We start from the raw sequence: 12669 nt of genomic DNA on the forward strand, positions 1-12669 counted from the left end.
TCCCTTACGAAGCTTTGCCCGCCGTGGAGCCGTTCCCGACCGGTTCGTGGGTGGCGCCGGGCGCACAATGGAGTCGAGACGCGCGCCCGGACCGTCGGGTCCGGACCCGGGGTAGTTGCGGGGTGATGCACGATGCGGAGTCGCTTCCAGAGCGATCGGCGTCTGACCGTACGGATGTCGGTCACGCTGTTCCTGCTCGGCCTGTTGTACGTGGCGTTCGTCGCCGCGTTGATCGCGTTGCTGAGGTCCTGGGTCCTGGTCGTCGTGATCGCGGCGGCGATGCTCGGCGCCCAGTACTGGTTCTCGGACCGCATCGCGCTGTACGCCATGCACGGGCGGGTCGTGGAACGGGAGGAGGCGCCCCAGTTGCACGGCGTGGTCGACCGGCTCTGTGCCGTCGCCGACATGCCCAAACCGCTCGTCGCCGTCTCCGAGATGGACATGCCGAACGCGTTCGCGACCGGGCGCAACCCCGATCACGCCGTGGTGTGCGTGACCCGGGGGCTGATGCGTCGGCTCGAACCCGACGAGATGGAAGGCGTGCTGGCGCACGAGCTGTCGCACGTGGCGCACAAGGACGTCGCCGTGATCACCGTGGCATCGTTCCTCGGAGTGATCGCCGGGCTGCTCGTACGGTTCGCGTTCTACTCGCAGCTCTTCGGCGGGCGGGGGCGCAGAGACCAGAACACCGTCGCCGTCCTGGCCGCCGTGATGGTCGTCTCGGCGGCCGTCTACGCGCTCAGCTTCCTGCTGATCCGGGCCCTGTCCCGGTACCGCGAGCTGGCCGCCGACCGCGCCGCCGCCCATCTCACCGGGCGCCCCTCGGCCCTGGCGTCCGCGCTGACGAAGCTCACCGGGGACATCGCCCGTATCCCGTCGGAGGATCTGCGCACGGCACAGGCGTTCAACGCCTTCTACTTCACCCCCGCCTTCGGCGCCGAGCCGGGCCTGTCCCGTCTCTTCTCCACGCATCCGACGCTGGAGCAGCGCCTGGAGCAGCTCGCCACCATCACCGCCGAGCTGGGCGCGGCGGCGCGGCCGGGGAAGGCGGGCTGAGGAGCGATGGGGTTCCTGGACATCCTGCTCGGCCGGACGAAGCCGACTGCGCCCGACCTCGACCAGCTCTTCGCCCTGCCCTCGGCGGCGATCACGCTGGAGGCCGCCGTCGGATTCACGCCGACGGGCCACGGCGCGGTCTGCTTCGCCACGGTCGAGGGCGGTGCCTTCGCCCAGACCCACCGCGAGGTCCAGGCGCTCCTGGACGCGGACAGCGACCGTGAGGGGCCGCCCGTCGAACTGCGGCGGGACGACTACGGCTACTCCTGGCTGATCTCGCAGCGCACTCCCGACCAACTGTCCGCCCTGGTCAACGATCTGCACGCGGTGAACAGCGCGATGGAGATCAACGGCTTCGGACCGCAGTTGCTGTGCTCGGTGGCCGGCTTCGTGGACCCGGGCGGGCGGCGCCTCGGCCTGGTGTATCTGTACAAGCGCGGGACCTGGTACCCGTTCGCGCCGGTCCCCGGGCGGCGCGAACGACGTGACAACCCGCTGGAGCTCCAGATCAAGGCCGCGCTCGGCGACGATCTGCGGATCGAGCAGGACCTCAGCCGCTGGTTCCCGATCTGGGGCGCGCCCGGCCTCTGAACCCTCGCGCACCCGGCCACCACCCCACGTGCGGCTGCTGTTGCCGGGGCCTAGAGTCGGACGAAAGGGTACGAACGCCGTGGCGGCGTGCGAGCACGGCCGCGGCACCGCAGGCAAGGGGTCCGGGATGAGCAATCTCGTCGTCGTCGCCTACAACGACCTCGCCACGGCGAACCAGGTGCGCGAGAAGCTGTTCGAGCTGTCCCGGGAGCATCTCGTCGACCTCGAGGACGCGGTGGTCGTCGAGCGGCGCGAGGACGGCAGGATCAAGCTGCACCAGGCGACCAGCAACCCGGCCATCGGCGCGGCGGGCGGCGCCCTGTGGGGCGGGGTGATCGGGCTGCTGTTCCTCCAGCCGCTGCTGGGGGCCGCGGTGGGCGCGGCGGCCGGTGCGGCGGGCGGTGCGCTCACCGACACGGGGATCAACGACAACTTCATGCGCGAGCTGAGCCACAACCTGCGACCGGGCGCCGCCGCGCTCTTCGCCCTGTTCAAGACGGCCGCCCATGACAAGGTGTTCCCGCGGATCGCCGAGTACGGCGGCCATCTCGTACAGACGTCGCTCAGCACGGCGGACGAGGAGGCGCTGCGCGAGGCGTTCACGGCGACGGCGGCGGCGCGGACGGCGTCGGCCCCTGCGCCTGGGCCGGCCCCCGAGTCCCCGCGGACCCCTGAGTCCCCACGGACCCCTGAGTCCCCGCGGACCCCTGAGTCCCCACGGACCCCTGAGTCCCCTCAGACTCCGCAGACCCCTGGGCCTCCCCAGACCGGAGGCGGCGCGCCCGCCTCCTGAGCCGCCCCTTGAGCCATGCCCGACGCCGGGCGCCCCTGATCACGGGGGGCGCCCGGCGTCGTAGCGCTCAGCGGCCTCTCAGCGGCTGTAGCGGATCAGCGCCCGCACCATGTGGCAGGTCGTGTCCGACGGCGGATGGACCCCGATCAGCTCCGCCGTGCTCCGGATCGTGTCGTTGTGCGCCTGGTTCGCCACGTACACCCCGGAGTCGAGCAGGGCGATGGCGAGACGCATCGCCTTCAGGCGCCGGTTGTGCGTGATGTACCAGTCGCGCGGCCGTCCCGGCGGGAGCGGGCGCTTGTTGGCCACCGGCGCGTACGGCAGGTCCAGCGGGACCGGTCGCCGGGCGGTGGACTGGGTCGGTTTCGGCTGGGTTGCGGCAGCGGGCACAGGCATCCTCCTGTCGCGGTCAGGGAGCCGGCGGACACCCCGGCAACTCCCTCGAACACTGCTTCCAGTTTACTGCCGACCACTGACAAAAGCCGCTGGCCAGAGGGGAGTTGAGCAGCGTGGGACGGGGGCGGACGACGAGGCTTCGGCTACCGTGTGGGGCCATGGAGATCTGGATCAACCCGGCCTGTTCGAAGTGCCGCGGCGCGCTCACACTGCTCGACGCCGAGGGTGCCGACTACACCGTGCGCCGCTATCTGGAGGACGTACCGAGCGAGGACGAACTCCGCGCCGTGCTCGACCGGCTCGGCCTCGAACCGTGGGACATCACCCGCACCCAGGAGGACGCCGCCAAGGACCTCGGCATGAAGGAGTGGGCGCGCGACGCCGCGACCCGCGACCGCTGGGTGCGGGCGCTCGCCGAGCACCCCCGGCTGATCCAGCGGCCGATCATCACCGCGGACGACGGTACGGCGGTCGTGGCACGGTCGGAGGAGGCGGTACGGGACGCCCTGTCCCGGTAGCCCAGACGCCCAAAGGCCCAGTCGCTCAGTCGCTCAGTCGCTCAGTCGCTCAGTCGCTCAGGAACGCCACCAGGTGGCGGTTCGTGGCCGCGGGGGCGGTGTACGGGAGTGCGTGGTGGGAGACGTCGGGCAGGACCGCGGTCTCCACGCGGGGCAGCAACTCCTCGGCGCGGGCGAGCACTTGACGGCCGTCGTGGGCCTTGCCCCGCGCGGCCACGAGCAGCAGGACCGGTGTGGACAGCGAGCGCAGCGCGGCGGCGCTGGGGCGCGGCCCGCCGGCCGGCCGCGTCGTCGGGAATCCCGCGCTCGCCTCCTGGAGGCACAGCCGGTCCGCGCCCGAGGGCACACCGCCCGCCTCCCACTCCAGGAAGGCTCGGACCCGGCGCGCGGTGGGGCGCAGCAGCATGGGCAGGGCGTGCAGGAGGTATCCGGGCCGGTATCCGGCGAAGCACCGGGTCGGGTCGAGCAGGGCGAGCCGGGTGATGCGGGCGGGCGCGTGCAGGGCGTGGTGGAGGGCGATCCAGCCGCCGTAGGAGTGCCCGGCCAGCGCGGTCGTGCCGAGCCCCAGTCCGTCGAGAACCGTGTCGAGCCAGGACGTCAGGTCGGCGACGGTCCGCAGGGGGCGGCGGGGGTCCGCGACGCTGCGGCCGGGCCGGCCGGGCAGGTCGACGGCGTGTACCCGGTGGGTGCGGGAGAGGTCGGCCGCGTTGGCGTACCAGGACACCGCGGGCGCGTCACCGCCTGGCAGGAGGACGAGCGGCGGGCCGTCCAGCGGGCCGCAACTGGTCACGCAGGTGGCGCCGAAGGGGGTGGGCACGGTGTTCGACGCGGTGTCCGCAGGCCACTTCGCCAGCACCTCGTCGTACGCCGCGATGAACTCGGCCGGGTGGTGCGCCTCGTACGCACAGGGCTCCATGAGCCCCACTCTCTCGCTTAGCGAGATACTTGTCCAGCGAGGTATACCAGGAACCCCGAACGGATGCGGTGATGGACATGGCAGAGCAGGCAGTACCGGGGCCGGAGCTGGAGACCGTTCATCTCCTGCGGGCGGTGACCGTCGAACTCGCCCTGCACAGCGCCCGGTTCGCGCATCGCAACGGCATGCACCCGACGGACGTCCGCGCTCTGATCGCCCTCATGGACGCGTCCCGTGGCGGGGAGGACATACCCGTGGGGCGCCTCGGCGCACTCCTCGGTCTCAACTCCGCCGGCACCACGGCCCTGATCGACCGCCTCGAACGGCTCGGGCACGTACGGCGCGTACGGGACGAGCGCGATCGGCGGCGGGTGCTCGTGGAGGTCGACCCGCGAGCCGTGGAACTGGGGCAGGAGTTCTTCGGACCGCTGACCGGGCGGACGGTGGACCTGCTCAAGGGGTACGACGAGCGGGAACTGGCGGCGGTGCGGGGGTTCCTGACCGGGGTGCGCGAGGCAGTGACGGACTCGGCGGGACAGCGGCCATGAGCGCGCCCGGCGGCACCTTTCGGTTCACCTTGTGATTCCGGGCACACCGGCCCCGTGTAACACGGGGTTCACATTCGGGCAATGGTCGGGAAATCGCCGGTTGGCAGGCTGCGGGCAGCACCCCACCCGAAGGATTGAGACCTGTGACCTTCAAGGCCGAGTACATCTGGATCGACGGCACCGAACCGACGGCCAAGCTTCGTTCCAAGACGAAGATCCTGGCGGGCGACGCCCAGGGTGCGCGGTTGCCGCTGTGGGGCTTCGACGGTTCCTCCACGAACCAGGCCGAGGGCCACTACTCGGACTGTGTGCTCCGGCCGGTCTTCACCTGTCCCGACCCGATCCGCGGTGGCGACGACATCCTGGTGCTGTGCGAGGTCCTCAACACGGACATGACGCCGCACGCCTCCAACACCCGTGCCGAACTGGCCGAGGTCGCCGAGCGGTTCGCCGCGCAGGAGCCGATCTTCGGTATCGAGCAGGAGTACACCTTCTTCGACGGCATGCGCCCGCTCGGCTTCCCCGAGGGGGGCTTCCCGGCCCCGCAGGGCGGCTACTACTGCGGTGTCGGCGCCGACGAGATCTTCGGCCGTGACGTCGTCGAGGCGCACCTGGACAACTGCCTGAAGGCGGGCCTCGGCATCTCCGGCATCAACGCCGAGGTCATGCCGGGCCAGTGGGAGTTCCAGGTCGGTCCGCTGTCCCCACTGGAGGTCTCGGACCAGCTCTGGGTCGCCCGCTGGCTGCTGTACCGCACCGCCGAGGACTTCAAGGTCTCCGCGACCCTCGACCCGAAGCCGGTCAAGGGCGACTGGAACGGCGCGGGCGCGCACACCAACTTCTCCACCAAGGCGATGCGCGAGGGCTACGACGCGATCATCACCGCGTGCGAGTCGCTCGGTGCGGGCTCCAAGCCGATGGACCACGTCAAGAACTACGGCGCGGGCATCGACGACCGTCTGACGGGTCTGCACGAGACCGCCCCGTGGGACGAGTACTCCTACGGCGCCGGCAACCGCGGTGCCTCGGTCCGTATCCCGTGGCAGGTCGAGCGGGACCGCAAGGGCTACATCGAGGACCGCCGTCCGAACGCCAACGTCGACCCGTACGTGGTCACGCGTCTGCTCACCGACACGTGCTGCACCGCGCTGGAGAAGGCCGGCCAGGTCTGATCCTCCCCTGCCGCACGCGAAGGGCGCTCACCGTTGTGGTGGGTGCCCTTCGCGCTGTCTCGGGTCGCCGCCGCCGTTCCCGACTTCTCTGTCGGCAGAACCTCCTTCCGTACCGGGCTCATCGAGGGCCAGAGTGGCCGGTATGAGACTTCTGGTGCTGGGTGGTACGGAGTTCGTGGGGCGGGCCTTGGTGGAGGCGGCGCTCGGTCGCGGCTGGGAGGTGACCGTCTTCCATCGCGGTCGTCATGAAGTGCCGTCCGGCGTACGGTCGTTGCTGGGCGACCGTACGGCGCCCGACGGTCTCGCGGCGCTCGCGGAGGCCGCGGCCGGGCAGGAGTGGGACGCCGTCGTCGACACCTGGTCGCAGGGGCCGCGGGCCGTCCGGGACGCGGCGCGGCTGCTGGCCGGGCGCGTGGGACGGTATGTGTACGTGTCGACCTGCTCGGTGTACGAGTGGGCGCCCGAGCCCGGTTACGACGAGAGCGCGCGCCTCGTGGAGGGGGCGGCGGACGCGGAGCACACCGACTACCCCCGGGACAAGCGGGGCGGCGAGCTGGCCGTGCTGGACGCCTTCGGCGCGGACCGCTCGGTGCTCGTACGGTGCGGGCTGATCCTCGGGCCGTACGAGAACATCGGGCGGCTGCCGTGGTGGCTGAACCGGATCGCGCGCGGTGGCCCGGTCCTCGCGCCGGGGCCGCGCGAGCTGCCCCTCCAGTACGTCGACGCCCGCGACCTCTCCGAGTGGATGCTCGGGGCGGTGGAGAAGGGGCTGAGCGGGCCGTACAACATGGTCGCGCCGCGCGGGCACACCACGATGGGCGCGCTGCTGGAGGCGTGCGTCGAGGCCACCGGCAGCGACGCGGAGCTGCGGTGGACGGCGCCGGAGGCGATCCTCGACGCCGGGATCGAGCCGTGGACGCAGATGCCGGTGTGGGTGCCGCCGGGCAGCGAGGAGGAGGCGGCCCTGCACAGCATCGACGTCTCCCGCGCGGTCCGGGACGGGCTGAGCTGCCGTCCGGTGGGCGAGACCGTGCGCGACACCTGGGCGTGGCTGCGGAGTCTGGGCGGCGAGGCACCGCTGCGGCAGCGGGCCGACCGGACCGCGCCGGGCGTCGACCCCGCGGTGGAGGCGAAGGTCCTCGGTCTGTGACCACCGGTCCCGACGGGGCGGCGTCCGGCGCCCCGCCGGGACCGACCGAATTCCCGCGCCCCGACGGGCACTCCTGTGCGAAGGTGAGCCCCGTCGGAGATCCACGGCGAAGGAGGAGCCATGAACGGTCGGGACTGGGAGGAACGTACGGCCGCCGCCTGGGCGGCCTTCGAGGCCTCGGACGACGAATCGGAGTCGGGCGCGGCCGAGTTCCGGGCGGTGATCGGCGCACTCGCCGCCGAACTGCCCGAGGACAGCCCGGTCGGCCCCTTCGAGCGGGCCTGCGCCTGGGACTCCACGGGCCACTCGGACCGGGCGGTCCCGCTGTACCGGGAGGCGCTCGCGCGCGGTCTCGACGGCTACCGGGGGCGCCGCGCGAAGATCCAACTGTCCAGCTCGCTGCGGAACATCGGCCGGGCGGAAGAGGGCGTGGAGCTGCTCACCCCCGAACTCGACGCGTCCTCGGACGAGTTGGACGACGCCGTACGCGGCTGTCTGGCCCTGTGTCTGTCGAGCCTGGGCCGGGACCGCGAGGGGCTGTCGCTCGTCCTCGGTGCGCTCGCCCCTCATCTGCCGCGCTACCAGCGGTCGATGGCGAACTACGCGCGCCTGCTGGTCGAACCCGAGGACTGACGCCTCCCCCGGCTCGGAGGGGGCGCGCGGCCCGCTGCACGCGCGGTCCCGGTGACCAACGCCGCCCTCGCTCGTTCTGCTGAACGTGCAGCCACAGCATGTCGCCCCGCGCCCCCCTTCACGCTCCCGTCTCGTCAACGTCAAGCAGGCCGAGGCCGCGCTCGTCGAGCACTACCCACGGCTCGTCCGGCTCGCCTATCTGATGCTCCCCTCGGGGCTCGGCCGCGACCGCCGGGTCCTGACCGCGCACGCGCTCACCCAGCGGGCGCTGCCGCGCGGGCGCGCCTCCGCGCCCGTGATCCCCGCGCAGAGCGGGGGCGGGGAGGCCCGTGACGGCGACCCGGGGTATTCCTTCGTCCGCCTCCAGGTGGTACGCGCGGCGCTGCGGGCGGACCGGCCGGGTACGGGTGCCCGCCGGTCGAAGCGGTTCTCCCTGCCGCCGCTGCTCCCCCGCGTGTGGGGCCTGCGGCTGGTGCCCCGCTCGGGCGGGGCCGGTGAACTCGCCCTGGACCAGCAGTTGTCCGAGCTGTCCGGCCCGGCCCGCGCCGCCTATGTACTGCGGGGCCTGGAGCGGCTCCCCGAGGACGGCGTCCGCAAGGTGCTGACGGCGGCGGGTGTCGCGGACCCGGTGGCGGCCGTCCGCGAGGCCGCGGGCGTACCGGCGTACGACGCGCTGCTCGGCTCCCCCGAGTTCGACGCGTGCGCGCTGCGCGCCCGGCCCACCGATCTGATGCGGCGACGGCAGCACACGAAGGCCGCGCTCGCCGCGGCGGCGGCCGTCGCGGTGTCCGGCGCCCTGCTCGTACTGCCGGGCGACGGCTGGGGTCCCGACGGCGCGGCGGCCCCCTTGTACGCGCAGAACCCGGCCGCCCAGGCCGCCCTGGACCCGGCGCAGGTGACCAAGGTGGCGCCCGCCGCGTGGAAGACGGCGGCCCGCACCGACTTCTCCGTATGGCCCGCGCGCGGCACGCTGACCGGTGACAGCGGGCTGCTGCGCCGCGCGCTCGCCGTATGGGCGCGGCCGGGCGGCTCCGTCCGGTTCTCGGCGACGCCCGGCACGCCCTCGGGCGGCCCGGCCGGACCGCCGCAACTGCTGTACGCGGGCGAGGTCGACGGCGCGCGGATCGTGCTCTTCTACGACGGCCTGCGGGTGGTGCGCTACGCCGAGCCGAAGAACGGCGAGGGCCCCGCCGCGCTCGACCTCGCCCGGGTCGACGGGGCGGGCGGCGCCGAGGCGGAGGCGGTGGTCCTGACCCGCGCCGCCGCCAACGTCCGCTATCTGACGGCGCCTTGGGTGACCAAGGCGGCCGAGCGGGACCTGCGCAAGCCCGTGTCCGGGACGATGGATCTGGGTCCGTCCGACGGCGTGACCTCGCCCTTGGCGAGCCCGGCGCAGCAGACCGGTGCCTGCGACGCGTGGAACGTCCTTCAACTGACGGACAGTTCGGGCACCCGGCTGCTGACCGACCTGGGCGAGCTGACCCCCGCGCATCTGACCGTGGGGCGGCCGGGCGCGCCGCGGGAGGCGTCCGGGGCGCAGGCGCTGCAGACCTGGTCGCCGTACGCGTGCTCGCTCGCGACGGCGCGGGGGCAGGGCGTACGGACCGTGAACGCATGGGAGTTCGCGCGGCAGACGCTGCCGGGCGGCACGGTCCCCGCGTCGTGGGTGTGCACGCGGGCGGACACCTGGCGGGGCGGCAGGCCGAGGGTGCTCGCGCAGTTCCTTCCGCCGGGCGCGCCGCAGGGAGCGGTGACCGCGCAGGCCGAGGACGTGCCCGCGTGCGGCGCGAAGGATCCGCAGGCGCTGGCGGGCGTGCTGTGGAAGTCGGCGGTGGGGAACTGGTATCTGCTCGCCGCGGGCAGTGAGGACACCGCCTCGATCCGGGCCAGTGGCGGGGTGAACGGCTCGACGCGCGGCAGGCTGCTGACGGTACGGGCCGAGCCGGGCGCGCGGGCCGAGTTGACGGGAACCCTGACGAACGGGAAGACGGTCGGCGGGTTGCGCTGAGGTCACGGTGACCGCGACGGCCCTCGCGGCGGCGGTGGCGTTCTTCACGGTGGGGGTGGCGTTCTTCACGGTGGGGGTGGCGTTCTTCACGGTGGGGGTGGCGTTCTTCACGGTGGCGGTGGTGTCGGAAATTCGGCACGCACAGGGGTTCTCCATGGGCTTACCCGTCAGTACATTGACGCCATGTCTAACAACGAGGCCCGGGTGGTGCTCAAGGCGCGGAGGGTGTCCTTCTCATGGGAGGGCACTCCCCTGCACTGGGTGCCGGAGGATCCGTTCACCTCGCACACCATCAATGTGCTGCATCTGCTGCTGCCTGCCGGTGAGCGCTGGTTCGTCCATGTGTACAAGCAGGTTCTGCCCGAGATACGGGACGAACGGCTGCGCGAGGACGTCATCGGGTTCATCGGCCAGGAGGCCGTGCACTCCCAGGCCCATGACGAGGTGCTGCCGCATCTGCGGGAGCTGGGCCTGGACCCGACCCCGTACACCGCCCAGGTCGACTGGCTCTTCGAGAAGCTGCTCGGCGACCGGACGCTGCCGCCGGGCAAGGCCCGCCGCTGGTGGCTGATGGAGCGGGTCGCGCTCATAGCGGCGATAGAGCACTACACCGCGTTCCTCGGCGACTGGGTGCTCAACGCCGAGGAGCTGGACCGGCGCGGGGCCGACCCCACGATGCTGGACCTGCTGCGCTGGCACGGCGCCGAGGAGGTCGAACACCGTTCGGTGGCCTATGAGTTGTTCATGCACCTGGACGGCGGCTACCGGAGGCGGGTGCGTACCTGGGCGACCGCGTTCTCCACGCTGGTGTTCCTGTGGCAGCGCGGGACGCGGTTCTTCCTGGAGCACGACCCGACGCTCGTCGCGGGCCGGGCCACCTTCCGGGACTTCCATCGACGCGGTCAGGAGGGCGTGTTGCCGTCGACCGGTGCCCTCGCCCGCTCGGTGCCCCGCTATCTCAGCCGCTCCTACCATCCCTCGCAGGAGGGCTGCACCGCGCAGGCCGTCGCCTATCTCGCCGCCTCGCCCGCCGCGACGGCCGCCGAGAAGGGAGCGGCGTGATGCCTCGGCTGCGGACCGTCGCCGTCGCCGCGGGCGGCGCGCTGCTGGTACGGCGGGCGCTGCGCCGCCGGGTCCAGGCCTCGCCGCTGTGGCCGCTGCCCGCCCTGGAGGAGCCGGTCTCCGGTCGGCCGCGCACCCGTGCGCTGCGTCTCAGGGTCGCCCGGCGCGAGATCGTCGCCGACGGTGTCGTACGCCTGCGCCTGGAGGGGCGGCAGGTGCCGCGCTGGGAGCCGGGCGCGCATCTCGACCTGGTGCTGCCCTCGGGGCTGATACGGCAGTACTCGCTGTGCGGGGACGTCGCGGACACCTCGTCGTACACGGTGGCGACCCGGCTCCTCGCGGACGGGCGCGGCGGCTCGCGCGAGGTGCACGAGGAGCTGCGCGAGGGGGCGGAGGTCGAGGTGCGCGGCCCGCGCAACCGGTTCCCGCTGGTGGCGGCGCCCGCGTATGTCTTCGTGGCCGGCGGCATCGGGATCACTCCGGTCCTGCCCATGCTGCGCGCGCTGCCGCCCGGCACACCCTGGCGGCTCCTCTACTGCGGGCGCGGCCGTGCCTCGATGCCGTTCCTGGACGAGATCGAGAAGTGGGGAGGGGGCAGGGTCACGGTCGTCGCCACGGACGAGGACGGACGACCGGATCTGGACGCGCTGTTCGCGGAGGTGCCCGCGGGCGCGGCGGTGTACTGCTGCGGCCCCGAGGGGCTGATGGAGGCGGTCGAGGCGCGGGTCCCCGAGGGCACCACCCTGCACAGGGAACGGTTCGCGCCGCGTGCCACGGCGGTCGGCGGTGACCGTCCCTTCGAGGTCGAACTGCGGCGCACCGGCCGCACGGTGACCGTACCGGCCGGCTCCTCCACGCTCGCGGCGGTACGCGCGGAGCTGCCGGGCACGGTGTACTCCTGCGAGCAGGGCTTCTGCGGGACCTGCCGACAGCGCGTTCTGGAAGGGGAGATCGACCACCGGGACGAACTGCTCACGGACGCGGAGCGCGATGACGCGATGCTGATCTGTGTGTCGCGGGCGCAAGGGGAGCGCATCGTCCTGGACCTGTGAACCGCCGTGGCCGATCAGTGTCCTGGGAAGGCCGGATCCGCTCGGTAGGGTGTTCGTATGACGACCGGGGTCCGCCGCAGGATGGGAGTCGAAGAGCGACGTCAGCAACTCATCTGCGTAGCACTCGAGTTGTTCAGCCGACGCTCTCCCGACGAGGTCTCCATCGACGAGATAGCGTCCGCGGCGGGTATCTCGCGCCCGCTGCTCTATCACTACTTCCCCGGCAAACTCAGCCTGTACGAGGCGGCGTTGAAGCGGGCGTCGGAGGATCTCGCGGCGCGGTTCGTGGAGCCGCAGGAGGGCCCGCTGGGGGCGCGGCTGCTGCGCGTGATGGGCCGCTTCTTCGACTTTGTCGACGGCCACGGTCCCGGCTTCGCGGCGCTGATGCGCAGCGGCCCCGCGGTCTCGGCGGGCAACACCCGCTCCAGGGACGCGCTGTCGCGGACGCACGCGCTGATCGACTCGGTGCGACAGGCCGCGTACGCCCAGATCCTCGCGCATCTTCGGGTCCAGGAGCCGCCGGTACGGCTTGAGTTGGTGATCAGGTCGTGGATCTCGCTGGTCGAGTCGACGGCCCTGATCTGGCTGGACGGCCGCCGAGTGCCGCGCGACGAGCTGGAGAGGCAGCTCGTACATGACTTCGCGGCGCTGCTGGCGGTGTCCGCCGCGTACGACGCCGAGATGGCGGCGGTGCTGCACGGCATCCTGCGGGAGGAGCCGGGGGACGGGCCGTTCGGGGATCTGGTCGGGCGGTTGGTGGCGCTGGCGTCCTGA

The 12669-nt window shown here is 72.5% G+C and carries 14 protein-coding genes; 12 read left to right on the top strand and 2 right to left on the bottom strand.

Going from position 1 to position 12669, the window contains the following annotated elements:
* Window positions 1-132: 132 nt before the first annotated feature.
* The 3 genes from htpX (at window position 133) to NGF19_RS03655 (ending at window position 2440) form a co-directional block, all read left to right on the top strand.
* Window positions 133-1056 carry a zinc metalloprotease HtpX gene (gene htpX, locus NGF19_RS03645; RefSeq protein WP_252422093.1) on the top strand — a complete coding sequence of 308 codons (924 nt, stop codon included), beginning with the start codon at window positions 133-135 and terminating at the stop codon, window positions 1054-1056.
* A gap of 6 nt (window positions 1057-1062) precedes the next feature.
* Window positions 1063-1647 carry a PspA-associated protein PspAB gene (gene pspAB / locus NGF19_RS03650; protein WP_252422094.1) on the top strand — a complete coding sequence of 195 codons (585 nt, stop codon included), beginning with the start codon at window positions 1063-1065 and terminating at the stop codon, window positions 1645-1647.
* A gap of 127 nt (window positions 1648-1774) precedes the next feature.
* Complete coding sequence (locus NGF19_RS03655; RefSeq protein ID WP_252422096.1) at window positions 1775-2440, top strand: DUF1269 domain-containing protein; 666 nt, start codon at window positions 1775-1777, stop codon at window positions 2438-2440.
* 78 nt (window positions 2441-2518) lie between these two features.
* Here NGF19_RS03655 and NGF19_RS03660 read toward each other — a convergent pair whose 3' ends face one another.
* Window positions 2519-2830: a hypothetical protein gene (locus NGF19_RS03660; RefSeq protein WP_252422098.1), complete on the bottom strand. Its 312-nt coding sequence runs from the start codon at window positions 2828-2830 to the stop codon at window positions 2519-2521.
* A 164-nt stretch (window positions 2831-2994) separates the two neighbouring features.
* On the opposite strand from NGF19_RS03660, the gene NGF19_RS03665 reads away from it, so the two are divergent.
* Complete coding sequence (locus NGF19_RS03665) at window positions 2995-3354, top strand: arsenate reductase family protein (RefSeq protein ID WP_252422100.1); 360 nt, start codon at window positions 2995-2997, stop codon at window positions 3352-3354.
* 49 nt (window positions 3355-3403) lie between these two features.
* Here the strand turns inward: NGF19_RS03665 and NGF19_RS03670 are convergent, their stop codons facing one another.
* The gene (locus tag NGF19_RS03670) at window positions 3404-4270 is read right to left on the bottom strand and encodes an alpha/beta fold hydrolase (protein WP_252422101.1); all 867 of its coding nucleotides are present in this window, start codon (window positions 4268-4270) and stop codon (window positions 3404-3406) included.
* 77 nt (window positions 4271-4347) lie between these two features.
* On the opposite strand from NGF19_RS03670, the gene NGF19_RS03675 reads away from it, so the two are divergent.
* The 8 genes from NGF19_RS03675 to NGF19_RS03710 all read left to right on the top strand — a co-directional run bounded on the left by NGF19_RS03675 (window position 4348) and on the right by NGF19_RS03710 (window position 12669).
* The gene (locus NGF19_RS03675) at window positions 4348-4818 is read left to right on the top strand and encodes a MarR family transcriptional regulator (protein ID WP_252422102.1); all 471 of its coding nucleotides are present in this window, start codon (window positions 4348-4350) and stop codon (window positions 4816-4818) included.
* Window positions 4819-4961: 143 nt separating this feature from the next.
* Window positions 4962-5990, top strand: coding sequence for a glutamine synthetase (glnII, locus tag NGF19_RS03680; protein ID WP_252422103.1), 1029 nt, complete (start codon window positions 4962-4964; stop codon window positions 5988-5990).
* 142 nt (window positions 5991-6132) lie between these two features.
* On the top strand, window positions 6133-7140 hold the full coding sequence (locus NGF19_RS03685) for an NAD-dependent epimerase/dehydratase family protein (RefSeq protein WP_252422104.1): 1008 nt from the start codon (window positions 6133-6135) through the stop codon (window positions 7138-7140).
* A 120-nt stretch (window positions 7141-7260) separates the two neighbouring features.
* Window positions 7261-7773, top strand: a complete 513-nt coding sequence (locus NGF19_RS03690) for a tetratricopeptide repeat protein (RefSeq protein ID WP_252422105.1) — start codon at window positions 7261-7263, stop codon at window positions 7771-7773.
* A gap of 85 nt (window positions 7774-7858) precedes the next feature.
* The gene (locus NGF19_RS03695; protein ID WP_252422106.1) at window positions 7859-9781 is read left to right on the top strand and encodes a hypothetical protein; all 1923 of its coding nucleotides are present in this window, start codon (window positions 7859-7861) and stop codon (window positions 9779-9781) included.
* Window positions 9782-9964: 183 nt separating this feature from the next.
* Window positions 9965-10843 carry a metal-dependent hydrolase gene (locus tag NGF19_RS03700; protein WP_252422107.1) on the top strand — a complete coding sequence of 293 codons (879 nt, stop codon included), beginning with the start codon at window positions 9965-9967 and terminating at the stop codon, window positions 10841-10843.
* On the top strand, window positions 10843-11895 hold the full coding sequence (locus NGF19_RS03705; RefSeq protein WP_252422108.1) for a PDR/VanB family oxidoreductase: 1053 nt from the start codon (window positions 10843-10845) through the stop codon (window positions 11893-11895). Before NGF19_RS03700 ends, NGF19_RS03705 begins: the two co-directional genes overlap by 1 nt.
* Before the next feature lie 57 nt (window positions 11896-11952).
* Complete coding sequence (locus NGF19_RS03710) at window positions 11953-12669, top strand: TetR/AcrR family transcriptional regulator (protein ID WP_252422110.1); 717 nt, start codon at window positions 11953-11955, stop codon at window positions 12667-12669.

Origin of the sequence: Streptomyces macrolidinus (assembly GCF_023887685.1) — a bacterium.
In the GTDB taxonomy this organism is placed as follows: Bacteria; Actinomycetota; Actinomycetes; order Streptomycetales; family Streptomycetaceae; genus Streptomyces; species Streptomyces macrolidinus.

Excerpts from the sequence above, each read along its gene's own strand:
- htpX (WP_252422093.1), top strand. The coding sequence starts at position 133 with ATGCGGAGTCGCTTCCAGAGCGATCGGCGTCTGACCGTACGGATGTCG.
- pspAB (WP_252422094.1), top strand. The coding sequence starts at position 1,063 with ATGGGGTTCCTGGACATCCTGCTCGGCCGGACGAAGCCGACTGCGCCC.
- NGF19_RS03655 (WP_252422096.1), top strand. The coding sequence starts at position 1,775 with ATGAGCAATCTCGTCGTCGTCGCCTACAACGACCTCGCCACGGCGAAC.
- NGF19_RS03665 (WP_252422100.1), top strand. The coding sequence starts at position 2,995 with ATGGAGATCTGGATCAACCCGGCCTGTTCGAAGTGCCGCGGCGCGCTC.
- NGF19_RS03670 (WP_252422101.1), bottom strand. The coding sequence starts at position 4,270 with ATGGAGCCCTGTGCGTACGAGGCGCACCACCCGGCCGAGTTCATCGCG.
- NGF19_RS03675 (WP_252422102.1), top strand. The coding sequence starts at position 4,348 with ATGGCAGAGCAGGCAGTACCGGGGCCGGAGCTGGAGACCGTTCATCTC.
- NGF19_RS03685 (WP_252422104.1), top strand. The coding sequence starts at position 6,133 with ATGAGACTTCTGGTGCTGGGTGGTACGGAGTTCGTGGGGCGGGCCTTG.
- NGF19_RS03690 (WP_252422105.1), top strand. The coding sequence starts at position 7,261 with ATGAACGGTCGGGACTGGGAGGAACGTACGGCCGCCGCCTGGGCGGCC.
- NGF19_RS03700 (WP_252422107.1), top strand. The coding sequence starts at position 9,965 with ATGTCTAACAACGAGGCCCGGGTGGTGCTCAAGGCGCGGAGGGTGTCC.
- NGF19_RS03705 (WP_252422108.1), top strand. The coding sequence starts at position 10,843 with ATGCCTCGGCTGCGGACCGTCGCCGTCGCCGCGGGCGGCGCGCTGCTG.
- NGF19_RS03710 (WP_252422110.1), top strand. The coding sequence starts at position 11,953 with ATGACGACCGGGGTCCGCCGCAGGATGGGAGTCGAAGAGCGACGTCAG.